This is a genomic window from Metabacillus arenae, assembly GCF_014773385.1.
GTDB classification, from domain to species: domain Bacteria; phylum Bacillota; class Bacilli; order Bacillales; family Bacillaceae; genus Metabacillus_D; species Metabacillus_D arenae.
In genome coordinates, this window is the sequence record NZ_JACXAI010000061.1 from 1 (window position 1) to 16,625 (window position 16,625).

At 39.3% G+C, this 16,625-nt stretch carries 14 protein-coding genes, 1 other RNA gene and 1 pseudogene; 15 read left to right on the forward strand and 1 reads right to left on the reverse strand.

The window, feature by feature from the left end:
- Positions 1 to 90 precede the first annotated feature (90 nt).
- Positions 91 to 675: pseudogene (locus IC621_RS25445) on the forward strand (family 1 glycosylhydrolase); the annotation flags it as partial.
- Between the two features lie 769 nt (positions 676 to 1,444).
- Here the strand turns inward: IC621_RS25445 and yvfG are convergent.
- On the reverse strand, positions 1,445 to 1,657 hold the full coding sequence (gene yvfG / locus IC621_RS25450; protein WP_191162776.1) for a protein YvfG: 213 nt from the start codon (positions 1,655 to 1,657) through the stop codon (positions 1,445 to 1,447).
- Positions 1,658 to 1,736: 79 nt separating this feature from the next.
- Here yvfG and rpoN point away from each other — a divergent pair, with 79 nt between their 5' ends.
- The 14 genes from rpoN to ssrA all read left to right on the forward strand — a co-directional run bounded on the left by rpoN (position 1,737) and on the right by ssrA (position 16,110).
- Positions 1,737 to 3,047 (forward strand): RNA polymerase factor sigma-54, encoded by a 1,311-nt coding sequence (gene rpoN, locus IC621_RS25455; RefSeq protein ID WP_191162778.1) that lies wholly within the window; start codon positions 1,737 to 1,739, stop codon positions 3,045 to 3,047.
- A gap of 20 nt (positions 3,048 to 3,067) precedes the next feature.
- Positions 3,068 to 3,313 (forward strand): glutaredoxin family protein, encoded by a 246-nt coding sequence (locus IC621_RS25460; protein WP_191162780.1) that lies wholly within the window; start codon positions 3,068 to 3,070, stop codon positions 3,311 to 3,313.
- 126 nt (positions 3,314 to 3,439) lie between these two features.
- On the forward strand, positions 3,440 to 4,459 hold the full coding sequence (locus IC621_RS25465; protein ID WP_191162782.1) for a sugar-binding transcriptional regulator: 1,020 nt from the start codon (positions 3,440 to 3,442) through the stop codon (positions 4,457 to 4,459).
- Between the two features lie 52 nt (positions 4,460 to 4,511).
- Positions 4,512 to 5,519: a type I glyceraldehyde-3-phosphate dehydrogenase gene (gap, locus tag IC621_RS25470; protein ID WP_191162784.1), complete on the forward strand. Its 1,008-nt coding sequence runs from the start codon at positions 4,512 to 4,514 to the stop codon at positions 5,517 to 5,519.
- A 153-nt stretch (positions 5,520 to 5,672) separates the two neighbouring features.
- Positions 5,673 to 6,857 carry a phosphoglycerate kinase gene (locus tag IC621_RS25475; RefSeq protein WP_191162786.1) on the forward strand — a complete coding sequence of 395 codons (1,185 nt, stop codon included), beginning with the start codon at positions 5,673 to 5,675 and terminating at the stop codon, positions 6,855 to 6,857.
- A 21-nt stretch (positions 6,858 to 6,878) separates the two neighbouring features.
- Positions 6,879 to 7,640 carry a triose-phosphate isomerase gene (gene tpiA, locus IC621_RS25480; RefSeq protein WP_191162802.1) on the forward strand — a complete coding sequence of 254 codons (762 nt, stop codon included), beginning with the start codon at positions 6,879 to 6,881 and terminating at the stop codon, positions 7,638 to 7,640.
- A complete protein-coding gene (gpmI, locus tag IC621_RS25485) occupies positions 7,633 to 9,168 on the forward strand; it encodes a 2,3-bisphosphoglycerate-independent phosphoglycerate mutase (RefSeq protein WP_191162788.1) in 1,536 nt (511 codons plus the stop codon). Before tpiA ends, gpmI begins: the two co-directional genes overlap by 8 nt.
- A gap of 26 nt (positions 9,169 to 9,194) precedes the next feature.
- Positions 9,195 to 10,490: a phosphopyruvate hydratase gene (gene eno, locus IC621_RS25490; protein WP_191162789.1), complete on the forward strand. Its 1,296-nt coding sequence runs from the start codon at positions 9,195 to 9,197 to the stop codon at positions 10,488 to 10,490.
- 284 nt (positions 10,491 to 10,774) lie between these two features.
- Positions 10,775 to 11,008, forward strand: coding sequence for a preprotein translocase subunit SecG (gene secG, locus IC621_RS25495; RefSeq protein WP_191162791.1), 234 nt, complete (start codon positions 10,775 to 10,777; stop codon positions 11,006 to 11,008).
- Between the two features lie 68 nt (positions 11,009 to 11,076).
- Positions 11,077 to 11,589 carry a GNAT family N-acetyltransferase gene (locus IC621_RS25500; RefSeq protein ID WP_191162793.1) on the forward strand — a complete coding sequence of 171 codons (513 nt, stop codon included), beginning with the start codon at positions 11,077 to 11,079 and terminating at the stop codon, positions 11,587 to 11,589.
- A 66-nt stretch (positions 11,590 to 11,655) separates the two neighbouring features.
- Positions 11,656 to 12,396 carry an alpha/beta hydrolase gene (locus IC621_RS25505; protein WP_191162795.1) on the forward strand — a complete coding sequence of 247 codons (741 nt, stop codon included), beginning with the start codon at positions 11,656 to 11,658 and terminating at the stop codon, positions 12,394 to 12,396.
- A 23-nt stretch (positions 12,397 to 12,419) separates the two neighbouring features.
- The gene (rnr, locus tag IC621_RS25510; RefSeq protein WP_191162797.1) at positions 12,420 to 14,756 is read left to right on the forward strand and encodes a ribonuclease R; all 2,337 of its coding nucleotides are present in this window, start codon (positions 12,420 to 12,422) and stop codon (positions 14,754 to 14,756) included.
- A 266-nt stretch (positions 14,757 to 15,022) separates the two neighbouring features.
- Positions 15,023 to 15,493, forward strand: coding sequence for an SsrA-binding protein SmpB (gene smpB / locus IC621_RS25515; protein ID WP_191162799.1), 471 nt, complete (start codon positions 15,023 to 15,025; stop codon positions 15,491 to 15,493).
- A 250-nt stretch (positions 15,494 to 15,743) separates the two neighbouring features.
- Positions 15,744 to 16,110: a transfer-messenger RNA gene (gene ssrA, locus IC621_RS25520) on the forward strand.
- Positions 16,111 to 16,625 lie beyond the last annotated feature (515 nt).

A 16,625-nucleotide genomic window follows, 5' to 3' on the forward strand; every position in this document is an offset into this window, starting at 1 on the left:
TTATCCATTATAAAGGACTTTTTCTTTGCACAAAATAATAAAATTGAACATTTTGAGTATTCTTAATAGTGAAAATTAATTAATGCAACACTAGTGGAAAATAATATAAATATTAAAATAGCTGATGGAGATTTAGAGCTTCTTCAAGACTATACCGTAGATTATATTGGATTCAGCTATTACATGTCATTTGTTGCCAGCACAGACCCTAAACACCAAGAAACTAAAACAGCTGGTAATCTATTTGCTGGTCTCAAAAACCCTTATTTAAAATCATCTGAATGGGGATGGCAAATAGACCCAGTAGGATTAAGAACGGTTTGTAACCAATTGTATGACCGTTACCAAAAACCGCTATTTATCGTAGAAAATGGTCTCGGTGCAGTTGATAAAGTTGGAGAAGACGGTTCGATAAATGATGATTACCGCATTGAATATTTACGTGAGCATATGCAAGAAATGAAAAATGCAATTGGTGACGGCGTTGAAATTATGGGTTACACCTCTTGGGGGCCAATTGACCTTGTCAGTGCATCAACAGCAGAGCTGAAAAAACGTTATGGCTATATCTATGTTGATCGGGACAGTAAAGGGAAAGGTACGAATAAAAGATTCAAGAAAAAAAGCTTTGACTGGTATAAAAATATTATAGCTACAAATGGTGAAGACCTATAAAACTCATTAACAAAAAGGAAAGCTTAAACAGAAGCTTTCCTTTTTTGCAAAATCAGAATTTATATGTTATCACTTTTTAGGGTTTTAAAAAATATAAGAAACCTCCAACTTTTTTGTTAATTAATGTCGAAAAATCGATATATTTAAATTTTCGAAGATAAATATGCCGATTTCGGAGATAAAAGTGAAAAATCGAAGATATATTTCAGATTTCGAAGATAAGTATGGACTAGAGGGGATGATCAAGTGAAAATAGCGTTGTTATTGTATAAATATAGAAAAATTATTAGAAAAGTTGGCAAAATTAATATAAAAACCTAAAAAAAGTAAAAAATTCTTTGCCCTTTCTCTATTCACTTTATGGATATTGGAAGTGAAAATTATGCTTTTTCTCATTAATCCACATGTCTTTATGAAAAAATAAAAGAACGATGCAGAAATTTAGCTTCGTTTATGTATAATTTGCGGAAAATTCAAATAATAATGTACAAAAGTAAAGCCCAGTGAGCCGACACTGGACAAAAGACGATGTATATTGCGGCGCTTGGCCGTTCAACATCTACTATTATAATAGTCCTTGTCCAATAAGAAAACCGGTAATATTTTCAAGGAATTTCACGTTGGATAAAATATTACCGAATTTAAATAAGATATTATTGTCCAGTTTTAGTAGAAAAAAGACTCGTGAGCACAGGTCTACTCTCCCGAAAAGAAAATAGCAGCTTTTTCGAAAGGGCCCCCTAGGCGATCCAAGATGTTTTTGCTTTTCTTATTTTGCTTTTATCATATTGTATGCTTCATCCAGATTTTGAATTCTTTTTAAAACAACGTTATTTTTTGTTAGCTGATCTTGTACTAATGTCGAAACTACAGAGCGATAGTAACTGTTCATGGCGTCGATCCTTTTCATACGATCTTTGTTCATTTCAATATGCTGTTCAAAGTTCTCTTCAAAATAAGGTACAGAAAATAATTCACTCACTTCATCCAGCCTCCTTCTTAATTATTACATACACCTTTTGGTCTGCTTAGTGTAAAATAAAAACTAGGGGGAAAAGAATATGAATTACAAAGTTGGCTTGTTTCAAGAACAAACATTAAAATTGAATATGACTCAAGAATTAAAGCAAGCGATTACATTACTCCAATACTCTGCGATTGAGCTTTCAGAGTATGTTCAAAACCTCGCCTTGGAAAATCCCCTTATAGAAATGAAAGAACGGGATGATACGTCCGTATTTTATCATAAATCTACGGGAACACGTACATCTAATCAAGAGAATTCTGTGATTGAAAATGTATCCAGTAAGCAGATTGGTTTACGGGACCACATTAAAATGCAATTAATTGATTTAGAAAAAACTCCTAAGGCCCTCATGCTGTTGATAGAAGATTTGGACCAAAATGGGTACTTGAAAGATGATTTGTCAGTCCTGGCTTGCCGCTTCAATTTAGAGGAAGATGAAATGGTTAGACAATTAGAGTTTCTTCAATCCCTTGACCCAGCAGGGATAGGGGCGAGAAACCTCCAAGAGTGTCTTTGTTTGCAATTGAAAAGAAGATCGAATCGGAATGAGCTTGCCGAATACATTATCGCTAATCACTTCGAGCTTTTTGCGAAAAAATCCTGGCGGGAGCTTGCGCGGAAAACGAAGATTTCAGTAGAAGAGATTCAGAAAATACATGATCTAGTAAAAACCTTGGATCCAAGGCCGGGCATTTTATATGATGCTACACCACCAGCTTATATTGAACCTGACCTTTATGTCAGGATCATAGATGGAAAGTTAAATGTCCTCTATAATGATCGAATGCTGCCGGAATTAAAAATAAATTCTCAGTATGAATCTTTTTTAAAGCCAAGTTCTGACACTGAGTTAAAATCGTATTTGTCTTCAAAATGGCAGCAATGCAATTGGCTTTTTAAATCAATTGAACAAAGAAAAGCGACCATGGTTAATGTAATGAATGTCATGATCGCCCATCAACGGGAATTTTTTTATCAAGGTTCATCTAATATAAAACCGCTTACATTAAAAATGATAGCTGAACAGCTTGGTATCCATGAATCAACTGTAAGCAGAGCGGTAAAAGATAAATTTGTTCAAACACCTCAGGGGCTGTTTGAAATGAGATACTTTTTCTCTGCAAAGATAGAGCAAGCACAGGCAGAGGATTTGTCGTCCAATGCTGTCAAACAATTGATTCAAAAATATACGAAAGAAGAAAACAAACAAAAACCCCTTTCAGATCAGGCAATTACTAAGCTTCTTAAGAAGGAGCACAACATGTCTGTTTCTCGTAGAACAATTGCGAAATACCGAGATCAGCTTAACATACCTTCTTCAACCTTGAGAAAAAGATTTTCATAAAAAAAGGAGTTTGTCCGGTTATGCTAAAAGTCACACTCTATACTAAAATGAACTGTCCACTTTGTGATAAAGCCTATGAAGCAATCAAAGAAGTGAATAAAGAAATAGATTTCAATTTAGAGATTCTGGATATTTATGAAGATGATCATCTTCTTGAAGAATATCAACTCTTGATCCCTGTCATAAAAGGAAACGACAACTTAATCGCGTATGGGCAAATCTCAAAGGAATTGTTAAGAAAGCGGTTACTTGAAACAAACAGTTGATTAAGTTTTACACCCCTGCTACAATGTAAATGTAACAGGGGTGATTTTTTTTCGAGAAAGTGGGACACAATATGTCACACTGGGACGAAAATGGTCCCATGGTTCTCGTGAAAGGATTTTGTCAGTATGAAAGAAATGATAGAGGTCCAAAAAAAATTATTGCCTGACTTGCTTCAAATCATGCAAAAACGCTATCAAATTTTGCAATACATACGTCTTATGCAGCCAATTGGACGTCGCAGCTTATCTATCAGCTTAAACATTAGCGAGCGGGTTTTGCGTGCTGAAGTACAGTTCTTAAAGGAACAAAATTTGATTGGAATTCAAACCACCGGGATGATTTTAACAAGTGAAGGTTCTTCATTGTTAAATAAACTAGAGGAAATGATGAAAGACGTTTTAGGATTAAGCCTTTTGGAAAACAAATTAAAAGAGAGGTTTAACTTGAACCGTGCCATCGTTGTTTCTGGTGATAGTGATATATCCCCATGGGTGAAGCAAGAAATGGGCAGAGCATGTGTACATTGTATAAAAGAGCGGATGGTTGGGAAAGATATCGTCGCTGTTACCGGCGGAACGACACTTGCCGCTGTTGCTGAAATGATGTCCCCTGATTCGAAAAATCGTGAGCTATTGTTTGTTCCTGCGCGAGGCGGTCTTGGTGAAAATGTAAAAAATCAAGCAAACACAATTTGCGCGAAAATGGCAGAGAGAGCCACAGGAAATTATCGGCTGCTGCATGTCCCAGACCAACTAAGCAAGGAAGCCTATCAATCGATCATCGAAGAACCATCCATTAAGGAGGTTTTGAGCATCATTAAATCCTCGAGTATGGTTGTTCATGGTATAGGAGAGGCTAAAACAATGGCAGAGCGTCGGAACACATCTGCATTGGTTATGAAGAAAATTAATGATGGAAATGCTGTAGCTGAAGCGTTTGGCTATTATTTTAATCAGGATGGAAAAGTCGTTCATAAAGTCCAAACGGTTGGTATTCAGCTGGACGATTTAAACAGCATTCCGAATGTGATTGCGGTGGCTGGTGGTGCATCAAAAGCTAAAGCAATTAAAGCATATATGAAAAAAGCCCTTGATTCTGTGTTAATTACAGACGAAGGTGCTGCTAACCAGTTATTAAGGGATTAAGATCCCTCAATATAAAAATTATTTCTCACTTAACTAAAGGAGGAAACAAATCATGGCAGTAAAAATCGGTATTAATGGTTTTGGTCGTATTGGCCGTAACGTATTCCGCGCAGCTTTAAAAAATTCTGAGGTAGAAGTAGTAGCAGTTAATGACTTAACAGACGCTAATATGCTTGCTCATCTTTTAAAATATGATTCTGTTCATGGCAAGTTAAATGCTGAAGTTTCTGTAGACGGCAACAATCTTGTTGTAGATGGTAATACAATTCAAGTTTCTGCAGAGCGTGACCCTGCGAAACTATCTTGGGGACAGCTTGGTGTTGATATCGTTGTTGAATCTACTGGATTCTTCACAAAACGTGCAGATGCAGCTAAACACTTAGAAGCAGGTGCGAAAAAAGTTATTATTTCTGCTCCGGCAAGCGATGAAGATATTACAATCGTAATGGGTGTTAACGAAGATAAATATGATGCAGGAAGCCACAACGTTATTTCTAATGCTTCTTGTACAACAAACTGCTTAGCTCCTTTTGCTAAAGTATTAAATGATAAGTTCGGTATTAAACGCGGTATGATGACCACAGTTCACTCTTACACAAATGACCAGCAAATCTTAGACTTGCCGCACAAAGACTACCGCCGTGCTCGTGCAGCAGCTGAAAACATCATTCCTACAACGACTGGTGCAGCAAAAGCTGTTTCTCTAGTATTGCCTGAATTAAAAGGAAAATTAAACGGTGGAGCTATGCGTGTGCCAACTCCAAATGTTTCTTTAGTAGATTTAGTTGCTGAGCTTGATAAAGACGTAACAGTTGATGAAGTGAACGCTGCTTTCAGAGAAGCTGCTGAAGGTGAATTACAAGGAATTCTAGGTTACAGTGAAGAGCCGCTTGTTTCTGGCGATTACAACGGTAACGCAAATTCATCTACAATTGATGCTTTATCTACAATGGTTATGGAAGACAGCATGGTAAAAGTAATTTCTTGGTATGATAACGAGAGCGGTTATTCTCACCGTGTAGTAGACCTTGCTGCATACATTGCAAAACAAGGCCTTTAATTCGATTAAAAACCATGTAAAGACATTGAAATAGAAACTTTACTTGGACATTTTGCGGGTTAACGCTATAATGAAAGCGAAAAAGGGGAAAGGGGAGCATCCCCCTTCCTCTTTTTTCTTTGTTAATTTACATAAAATAAGGAGGACCTTTTAATGCACAAAAAGTCAGTGAAGGACATTGAGGTAAAAGGAAAAGTGGTCTTCTGTCGCGTTGATTTTAACGTGCCAATGAAAGATGGGAATGTAACAGATGACACTCGTATCCGTGCAGCACTTCCTACTATTCAATATTTAGTAGAGCAAGGGGCAAAAGTTCTTTTAGCTAGTCACTTAGGTCGTCCTAAAGGACAAGTTGTAGAAGACCTTCGCTTAAATGCTGTTGCAGAGCGTCTTCAAGAGCTGTTAGGCAAAAAAGTTGTGAAAACAGATGAAGCCTATGGTGAAGCTGTAAAAGCAGAAGTGAAGAAACTAGGAGAAGGGGACGTGCTCTTATTAGAAAACGTTCGCTTTTATCCTGGGGAAGAGAAAAATGATGCAGAACTTGCAAAGAATTTCGCAGAGCTTGCAGACGTTTATGTTAACGATGCATTTGGTGCAGCTCACCGTGCTCATGCTTCTACTGCTGGAATTGCTGAGCATCTTCCTGCAGTGGCTGGCTTCTTGATGGAAAAGGAGCTTGAAGTATTAGGGAAAGCGTTGTCTGATCCTGACCGCCCATTTACAGCGATCATTGGCGGAGCAAAAGTAAAAGACAAAATCGGTGTTATTGATAACCTATTAGATAAAGTAGACAATCTCATTATTGGCGGGGGTTTAGCTTATACGTTTATTAAAGCTCAAGGCCATGAGGTAGGGAAATCCCTCTTAGAGGAAGATAAAATTGAGCTTGCTAAAACCTTTATAGAAAAAGCAAAAGAAAAGGGTGTCAATTTCTACATGCCAGTTGATGTTGTTGTAGCAGACGACTTTTCGAATGATGCCAATACCCAAGTTGTTTCCGTAGAAAATATCCCAAGTGACTGGGAAGGGTTGGATACCGGACCAAAATCACGTGAAACTTATGCGGATGTTATCAAAAAATCAAAGCTCGTTATATGGAACGGCCCGATGGGGGTATTCGAGCTTGAATCTTTTGCAAACGGAACAAAAGCTGTTGCAGAAGCATTAGCAGAAGCAGCAGATACTTACAGTGTAATTGGCGGCGGAGATTCAGCAGCTGCGGTTGAAAAGTTTGGCTTAGCGAAAAAAATGAGTCACATTTCAACTGGAGGCGGAGCTTCACTTGAATTCATGGAAGGGAAAGAGCTTCCAGGTGTTACAGCTTTAAATGATAAGTAAAGGAAAGGATGTGTGATGATGATGAGAAAACCAATCATTGCAGGAAACTGGAAAATGAATAAAGTGATGTCAGAAGCAAAAAGCTTTGTCGAAGAAGTGAAAAGTCTTGTTCCTTCTCCTGAAAAAATGGACGCTGTTGTTTGTGCTCCAGCGCTTTTCCTTGATCGCTTAGTTGAAATCACAGCGGATACTGATGTGAAAATCGGGGCTCAAAACATGCATTTTGAAGAAAGTGGTGCATTTACAGGAGAGGTTAGCCCTGTTGCCCTAAAAGACTTAAATGTGGAATATGTCATCTTAGGACACTCTGAACGTCGTGAAATGTTTGCTGAAACAGATGAAACTGTCAATAAGAAGACATTAGCTGCTTTTAAACACGGATTAACACCAATTGTTTGCTGCGGTGAGACTCTTGAAGAACGTGAAGCAGGGAAAACAAACAATCTGGTTGGTGAGCAAGTACAGAAAGCACTAGAAGGTTTAACAGCAGACCAAGTCAAACAAACGGTCATTGCTTATGAGCCAATCTGGGCAATCGGTACTGGAAAATCTTCTACTTCTGAAGATGCTAATGAAGTATGTGCACACATTCGCGGTGTAATTGCAGATCAATTTTCTCAAGAAGTTGCTGATTCCGTTCGAATTCAGTACGGTGGAAGCGTAAAACCTGCCAATATTAAGGAATATATGGCGCAGCCTGACATTGATGGCGCTCTAGTTGGCGGCGCAAGCCTTGAGCCTCAGTCCTTCCTTCAATTATTGGAGGCAGGTCAAAATGACTAAGAAGCCAGTTGCACTTATCATCCTAGATGGTTTTGCGTTGCGAAACCAAACAGACGGGAATGCGGTCGCACAGGCGAATAAGCGAAATTTCGACCGATACTGGAGTCAGTATCCCCATACAACCTTAACTGCTTCAGGAGAAGCGGTCGGGCTTCCTAACGGGCAAATGGGTAACTCCGAGGTCGGCCATTTAAATATCGGTGCCGGCCGCATCGTGTATCAAAGCTTGACTAGAGTAAATGTGGCGATTCGTGAAGGGGAGTTTGCACAAAATGAAACATTCCTTTCTGCAATGGATCATGTGAAAAAGAATGGTACCAATCTTCACCTGTTTGGTTTATTATCAGATGGGGGAGTTCACAGCCATATCCATCATTTATATGCTTTGTTAAAGCTTGCAAAAAAAGAAGGCATTCAAAACGTCTATATTCACGGCTTTTTGGATGGACGTGATGTAGGGCCGCAAACGGCTAAGGTTTATCTTGAGGAATTGCAGCAGCAAATTTCTGAAATCGGCGTTGGAGAAATTGCAACCATTTCAGGCCGCTACTATTCAATGGACCGTGACAAGCGCTGGGATCGTGTAGAAAAAGCCTATCGAGCAATGGCTTATGGCGAGGGCCCTGATTACAAGGATCCTTTTGAAGTCATTGATGATTCCTATGAAAATGGGATCTATGATGAATTCGTCATTCCGTCTGTTATCACGAAGGAAGACGGCTTACCAGTTGCGACAATACAAGACAATGATGCCGTTATTTTTTACAACTTCCGTCCAGACCGTGCTATTCAAATTTCCAATACGTTCACTAATGAGGATTTTAGAGGCTTTGACAGAGGCCTTCAGCACCCGAAAAACTTGCATTTCGTTTGCTTGACCCATTTTAGTGAAACAGTAGATGGCTATGTAGCTTTCAAACCAGTGAATTTAGATAATACGCTCGGTGAAGTGTTATCACAAAACGGTTTGAAGCAGCTAAGAATTGCAGAAACAGAAAAATACCCGCACGTTACATTCTTTATGAGCGGCGGCCGTGAACAAGAATTTCCTGGAGAAGAACGCATTTTGATTGATTCTCCAAAGGTAGCAACCTATGATTTAAAACCTGAAATGAGTGCTTATGAAGTAACTGCGGCACTATTGCAAGAGATCGAAGCCGACAAGCATGACGCCATCCTGTTAAACTTTGCAAACCCTGATATGGTGGGACACTCAGGTATGTTAGAGCCGACGATTAAAGCGATCGAAGCTGTTGATGAGTGTTTAGGGAAAGTTGTAGATGCCATTCTTGCTAAAGGTGGGACAGCCATTATTACCGCAGATCATGGAAACGCAGATGTGTTAGTGACAGAAGAAGGGACGCCTCATACTGCTCACACAACAAACCCGGTTCCGATGATTTTAACGAAAGAAGGACTGTCATTAATTGAAGGCGGCAAGCTCGGTGATTTGGCACCAACTATGCTTGATTTACTAAAAGTAGCCCAACCTAAAGAAATGACTGGAAAATCATTAATTCAAAAATAATTTTAAAATTAAAGGAGAGAAAACTTATGCCATACATTATTGATGTTTATGCTCGTGAAATTTTAGATTCTCGCGGTAACCCAACTGTAGAAGTGGAAGTTTTTACTGAAACAGGTGCATTTGGACGCGCATTAGTTCCAAGCGGAGCTTCAACTGGTGAACATGAAGCAGTTGAATTACGTGACGGTGACAAAGAGCGTTATTTAGGTAAAGGTGTATTAAAAGCTGTTGAAAACGTAAATGAAGTCATCGCTCCAGAAATCGTTGGAATGGATGTAACTGACCAAGCTGGAATCGATAAGCTAATGATCGAATTAGATGGAACTGAAAACAAAGGAAAATTAGGTGCAAATGCGATCCTTGGTGTATCTATGGCAGTAGCTCATGCAGCAGCAGACTTTGTTGGCCTTCCATTATACCGTTACCTTGGCGGATTCAATGCGAAGCAATTGCCAACCCCAATGATGAACATCATCAATGGCGGTTCTCATGCTGATAACAACGTAGACTTCCAAGAATTTATGATCCTGCCTGTCGGAGCGCCGACATTCAAAGAAGCAATCCGCATGGGTGCTGAAGTATTCCACGCATTAAAAGCTGTATTAAAAGGCAAAGGCTTAAACACAGCTGTAGGTGACGAAGGCGGATTTGCTCCTAACTTAGGATCTAACCGTGAAGCACTAGAAGTAATTGTTGAAGCGATTCAAAAAGCAGGCTATGAGCCAGGTAAAGACATTGTTCTTGGAATGGACGTTGCTTCTTCTGAATTCTTCAACAAAGAAACAAGCAAATATGACTTAGCTGGTGAAGGCCGTACAGGCTTAACTTCAGCTGAAATGGTTGACTTCTATGAGCAGCTTGTAAATGAATTCCCAATCCTGTCAATCGAAGACGGTCTAGATGAAAATGACTGGGAAGGCCACAAGCTATTAACTGAGCGCATCGGCGGAAAAGTTCAATTGGTTGGAGACGACCTATTCGTAACAAATACGAAAAAACTTGCTCAAGGTATCGAACAAGGCGTAGGAAATTCTATCCTAATCAAAGTTAACCAAATCGGTACGCTTACTGAAACATTCGAAGCAATCGAAATGGCTAAACGCGCTGGCTACACAGCTGTTGTTTCTCACCGCTCTGGTGAAACAGAAGATGCCACAATCGCTGACATCGCAGTAGCCACAAACGCTGGCCAAATCAAAACAGGTTCTATGAGCCGTACAGACCGCATCGCAAAATACAACCAATTACTTCGCATCGAAGACGAATTAGGTGTATTGGCTGTGTATGACGGTGCTAAGTCTTTTTATAACTTGAAGAAATAATCTGGTCAAGGAGAGGACTTGTGTTGAGTCATACAAAGACATCAACTTAGTCTTACAGTTTATTGCTTCTAACCTCCTATTTAGTGTGGAATACACCATAATAGGAGGTTTTTTATGATTACAAAGAATTTACCTGAAGTAGTTTATATTGATTTACAGATATGAGAACACTTTCGCTTATCTGTCTATAAGACATCATTTATCAAAGGAATAGTGACATTTTCTTTGTCTTATGGTACATTTAAGCTATTGGCAATGGACGTTTTTTCAGGAGGTGTCATCGCATGCATACATTACTCGTCGTTTTACTTGTGATTGTATCAATCGCTCTTATTACAGTCGTTTTACTTCAATCAGGAAAAAGTGCTGGTTTATCAGGGGCCATTTCTGGTGGAGCCGAGCAGCTGTTCGGAAAGCAAAAAGCCCGCGGGATGGACTTAGTTTTACATCGAGCTACGATTATTCTGTCGGTGCTATTCTTTATTTTAACGATTGCGGTGTCTTACGCAGGACTATAATGATGAAGCTGTAAAGGTCTGAAATATCAGGCCTTTTTTTTATGAAGCGTTTTCAGGAGGTGCCTATAATGATTCGTCAAGCAGCAGAACAAGATTTAAAAAGAATAAACGAAATGGTGATGAAGACAGTTGCCATTATGAAATCAGAAGGAAATGACCAATGGGATGAGACCTATCCAAAGATGGACCAATTTCGAACTGATCTTCGAAATGGTACTCTGTATGTAAAACAAGAGAATGATGATGTAATTGGTTCTATAACGATGGATCAAAACTTTCCAAAAGAATACGACGGGATTCAGTGGACAAGCAAGTTTGCACTATCGTTTACTTTTCACAGGCTTGTTGTCGATCCTGAAGCAAGAAAAAGCGGAATGGCGTCAGAGCTGATAGAATTCACTGAAAAGGAAGCTGCCTCAAAGGGTGCACGCTTTATGAAGATAGACACCTATTCATTAAATGAAAAGGCTCAAAAATTACTTGTAAGAAACGGTTATGTAAAGGTCGGTGAAATGAGTTTTCACGGGAAGGAAAACCATTTTTATTGTTATGAAAAAAGGATTAGTGATACATTTATTTAAATAGATTTGCGATAAAAGACAAAAACTAGATTAGATCATGGATAAGCTAGAAGGAGTTAGATGAAAATGAAAATAGTAACGCCTAAACCATTTACATGGGAAGGCGGCGAAAAGGCCGTTTTACTATTACATGGATTCACTGGTAACACAGCAGATGTTAGAATGCTGGGCAGATACTTAAACGAAAGAGAGTATACATGTCATGCCCCGCAATATAAAGGTCATGGAGTACCGCCGGAAGAACTTGTCCATACAGGCCCTGAAGACTGGTGGAAGGACGTTATGGATGGCTATAATCATTTAAAAGAATTGGGTTATGAAAAAATAGCTGTCAGCGGTTTATCGCTGGGAGGAGTTTTTTCCTTGAAATTAGGTTACACTGTTCCTGTAAAGGGTATTATCCCAATGTGTGCCCCTATGTACATAAAAAGTGAAGAAGTCATGTATAAAGGTGTTTTAGACTACGCCAGAAATTATAAAAAATTTGAAGGTAAAGATGAGGAACAAATTGAAGCAGAAATGAAAGAGTTTGAAAAGACACCTATGAATACGATAAAGGATCTGCAGGAGCTAATTGCGGATGTCCGCAGCAATGTTAGTATGATTTATGCCCCGACATTTGTTGTACAAGGCAGACACGACCACATGATCAACACGGAAAGTGCAAATATTATTCATAATGAAGTTGAATCTGATGAGAAAAAGATTAAGTGGTATGAGGAATCAGGCCATGTCATCACCCTTGATAAGGAAAGAGAGCAGCTTCATCAGGATGTATATGAATTTTTAGAAAACCTTGATTGGTAGGTTAAAATAGGAGGGTTCCCTCAATGTCAGATGAGACAAAAAAATATTCTGAGCGTCTTCTTTCTTTTATGAAGGACGAAGCTTACAAGCCTCTAACAGTGCAAGAATTAGAAGAGGCACTTGACATACAAGAAGCAGCAGATTTTAAAAATCTAGTAAAAGAGCTTGTCCACATGGAAGAAAGAGGACTCATTGTCCGGACTAGAAGCAATCGTTACGGCCTGCCGGAACGAATGAACCTTATTAAAGGAAAAGTAACAGGACATGCAAAGGGATTTGCCTTTGTTATTCCAGAGGATTCTTTACTTGATGATGTCTTTATTCCGCCTAATGAATTAAACGATGCAATGCATGGCGACATTGTAATGGTTAGATTGAGCTCTCAATCGACCGGGTCTCGAAAAGAAGGAACGATCATTCGGATTTTAGAGCGCGGAGTTAAAGAAGTTGTAGGTACATATACAGAAAGCAAAAACTTTGGCTTTGTTATTCCAGATGATAAAAAATTCACTAATGATATTTTTATCCCGAAAAATGAATCGGGTGGTGCGGTTGAAGGCCATAAAGTGGTTGTCCGGCTTACGAGCTATCCTGAAGGACGGATGAGTGCCGAAGGAGAGGTCATTCAGATTCTCGGACATAAAAACGATCCGGGAGTTGATATTCTTTCGATTATTCATAAACATGGCCTTCCTCAGGAGTTTCCAGCTGAGGTGATGGAGCAAGCTAACAGTGTACCAGACAGCATTAATGAAGAGGACATTAAAGATCGCAGAGATTTAAGGGATCAAACGATCGTCACGATTGATGGAGCAGATGCAAAGGATCTTGATGATGCTGTCACTGTTACGAAGCTTGAAAATGGAAATTACAAATTGGGTGTCCATATAGCGGATGTAACTCATTATGTGAAAGAGAACTCTCCGATTGATAAGGAAGCCCTTGAAAGAGCTACTAGCGTATATTTAGTAGACAGGGTTATCCCGATGATTCCTCATCGTTTATCAAATGGGATTTGTTCTTTAAATCCTAAAGTAAACCGTTTCACTTTATCCTGTGAAATGGAAGTAGACCCAAACGGGGATGTTGTGCATCACGAAATTTTCCAAAGTGTGATTAAAACAACAGAAAGAATGACATACTCTGATGTGAACAAAATCCTTGTTGATAAAGAGGAAGAGGTCAGAGAAAGATATGAACGACTCGTCCCCATGTTTGAACGGATGGAAGAGCTGGCAGAAGTGCTCCGAAACAAACGGATGAGGCGCGGGGCAATCGATTTTGATTTTAAAGAAGCAAAGGTTATTGTCGATGAAGAAGGCAAGCCCCAGGAAGTGGTTCTGCGTGAACGATCTGTTGCAGAACGGTTAATTGAAGAATTCATGCTGCTGGCTAATGAAACGGTTGCTGAACATTTTCATTGGATGAATGTTCCATTTATTTATCGGATACATGAAGAACCAAAAGCAGAAAAATTACAGCGCTTTATGGAATTTGTGACAAACTTCGGATATGTCATTAAAGGTAAAGGAAATGAAGTTCATCCCCGTGCTCTCCAGGAAATTATTGAGCAGGTTCAGGGAGAACCAGAAGAAATGGTCGTATCCACAGTCATGCTCCGTTCCATGAAACAGGCAAAATACGACCCTGAAAGCTTAGGCCATTTTGGATTATCGACAGATTTTTATACTCACTTTACTTCACCAATCCGCAGATATCCTGATTTAATTGTTCACAGGCTGATCCGGACATACTTAATTGAAGGAAAAGTAGATGAGAAAACCCAGAATAAATGGGCAGAACGCATGGATTTTATTGCTGAGAAATCTTCTAACATGGAACGCCGTGCTGTTGATGCGGAACGTGAAACAGATGACTTAAAAAAGACAGAATATATGCTCGACAAAGTTGGGGAAGAATACGATGGCATCGTCAGCTCAGTAACGAATTTTGGGATGTTTGTTGAACTTCCAAATACAATTGAAGGACTCATTCATGTCAGCTATATGACGGATGATTATTATCGATATGATGAGCGGCATTACGCCATGATTGGTGAGCGGACAGGAAATGTTTATCGAATCGGTGATGAAATTACAGTACGAGTTGTAAATGTTGATAAAGACGAAAGGGCAATTGATTTTGAAATTGTAGGAATGAAAGGAACCCGCCGTCGTCTTGCAAAAGAACAACCAAAAATCATTAGCACAAGAGGCGGACGCAAGAAAAATGCAGGAGCACCAAAAGAACGCAGCGGGACAATAGATGACGAATGGTCAACACGCCCGCCAAAAAAGAAGAAGAAAAAACGATCCTTTCAAAATGCACCAAAAGCCAAGCGGAAGAAGAAAAAGCGTTAAAAGAAATGGATAGGGCGTTAAGTAAAAGACAAGGTTGGCTGGCCATTCTCTAACCTCATAGCGAAAACTGGACAACAACACCACTCTTTATCACGTTAATACTTTAATTCACTTAAATTTTCTATCTTTTAAAAAAGGAAGCCGAAAAGGCTTCCTTCGTCTATTTTGCTTGTGCTGTCATCATATTTATTGTTAAAAACCGTCATTTTTGCTAAAATATTATCTACTGTCGCATAGGAGAAAACAGACAGAAGGGGGGAATTCTAATGCCTAAAGGAATTGGAAAGGTACTTGCTCAAAATAAAAAAGCCAATCACGAATACTTTATTGAGGAAACGTATGAAACAGGAATTGTCCTCCAAGGAACAGAAATAAAGTCGATCCGAAATGGCCGGGCGAATTTAAAGGATGCATTTGCCAGGGTAGAAAAAGGCGAAGTCATGCTTCACAATATGCACATAAGTCCGTATGAACAAGGCAATCGTTATAACCATGAACCGCTGAGAACACGCAAGCTGCTCATGCACCGCCGTGAAATTAATAAGCTGATCGGGCTGACGAAAGAAGAGGGATATGCCTTAGTTCCATTGAAAATGTATTTGAAAAATGGCTATGCAAAGGTTTTAATCGGTCTAGGAAAAGGGAAAAAGAAATATGACAAGCGTGAAGACTTGAAGAAAAAAGAAGCAAATCGTGAAATTGAACGAGCATTCCGAGCCCGTCAAAAAGATTATTAATATAAGGATGAATCCTCAGGTATGGATACGATTTATTTTGGAATAGGTGCCGTGCTTTTTATTATAGCAGTCGTTATCATATACTCTATTAAAGAAAAGCCGAAAAAATAGATCTTACAAAAACTTACAATTGCATTATGAGCTGTATTTGTTATAATAGTAATTGTCGAAAGGCAAACAACTTCATATAGTGAAGTGACTAAGCGACAACTTCCCGTATTCCTTTATGTTAGCGGAATACCTTACACACGGGGACGTTACGGATTCGACAGGGATAGTTCGAGCTTGAGTTGCGAGCCGAGGGGATCGTCCTCGTAAATAACGTCAACGCCAATAATAACTGGCAAATCTAACAATAACCTCGCTTTAGCTGCCTAACAACAGTCTATAAGCGGTTCCTCCCTCCATCGCCCATGTGGTAGGGTAAGGGACTCACTCTTAGTGGGCTACGCCTGATTCCACCGTCTGAGGATGAAGGAAGAGAACAATCAGACTAGCTGCCAGGACGCCCGTTGATAGGCATAATGGTCAGCGAACTCCGAATATATCGACTACGCTCGTAGACGCTTAAGTGGCGATATTTCTGGACGAGGGTTCGACTCCCTCCGTCTCCACCAATACATAGTTGGTGGTTTTTATTTTGTCTTTTATTGTGACTTCAAGCATATGTTTTCATGAATGAAAGCTTATGCTTGAATATACTTACCGAAAACACATGCTTAAACAAAATAAAGCCATATTACTACTTTTAAGCGGTAATATGGCTTTTTAAAAAGATAAGTATATAATTTCACCTTACCAGAGACCTATGATACTGTGGTATTTTTCGTATATGAAGACAAACATTTTGAAACGTATTAGATCCCATTAAATGTAGTAAGAGATTTTGACTTAATGGATGATGGAGATCCAACACTCCTCCAATGTTCGCATGAGAGAAATGTGGTGAACAAATGTATCCAGAATATTATAATGGAGTCCATGGCATAGAGTACAAGCGATCGGACACTCGCTAGACAAAAAAGACCGGGCGGTTTTGGTCAAGACCCCAAAAAGTGGAGATGTAAAAAAACCGGAGCTGTTTCTAAAAGGAAATGGCTCCCTTTTTATTCATTAAGTTTTTGATCGTTCT

Bases quoted from the DNA above. Each gene is read 5' to 3' on its own strand.
- smpB (WP_191162799.1), top strand. From the start codon at position 15,023: ATGCCTAAAGGAATTGGAAAGGTACTTGCTCAAAATAAAAAAGCCAAT.
- rnr (WP_191162797.1), top strand. From the start codon at position 12,420: ATGTCAGATGAGACAAAAAAATATTCTGAGCGTCTTCTTTCTTTTATG.
- IC621_RS25460 (WP_191162780.1), top strand. From the start codon at position 3,068: ATGCTAAAAGTCACACTCTATACTAAAATGAACTGTCCACTTTGTGAT.
- IC621_RS25475 (WP_191162786.1), top strand. From the start codon at position 5,673: ATGCACAAAAAGTCAGTGAAGGACATTGAGGTAAAAGGAAAAGTGGTC.
- IC621_RS25465 (WP_191162782.1), top strand. From the start codon at position 3,440: ATGAAAGAAATGATAGAGGTCCAAAAAAAATTATTGCCTGACTTGCTT.
- rpoN (WP_191162778.1), top strand. From the start codon at position 1,737: ATGAATTACAAAGTTGGCTTGTTTCAAGAACAAACATTAAAATTGAAT.
- IC621_RS25500 (WP_191162793.1), top strand. From the start codon at position 11,077: ATGATTCGTCAAGCAGCAGAACAAGATTTAAAAAGAATAAACGAAATG.
- eno (WP_191162789.1), top strand. From the start codon at position 9,195: ATGCCATACATTATTGATGTTTATGCTCGTGAAATTTTAGATTCTCGC.
- secG (WP_191162791.1), top strand. From the start codon at position 10,775: ATGCATACATTACTCGTCGTTTTACTTGTGATTGTATCAATCGCTCTT.
- IC621_RS25505 (WP_191162795.1), top strand. From the start codon at position 11,656: ATGAAAATAGTAACGCCTAAACCATTTACATGGGAAGGCGGCGAAAAG.
- gap (WP_191162784.1), top strand. From the start codon at position 4,512: ATGGCAGTAAAAATCGGTATTAATGGTTTTGGTCGTATTGGCCGTAAC.
- gpmI (WP_191162788.1), top strand. From the start codon at position 7,633: ATGACTAAGAAGCCAGTTGCACTTATCATCCTAGATGGTTTTGCGTTG.
- tpiA (WP_191162802.1), top strand. From the start codon at position 6,879: ATGAGAAAACCAATCATTGCAGGAAACTGGAAAATGAATAAAGTGATG.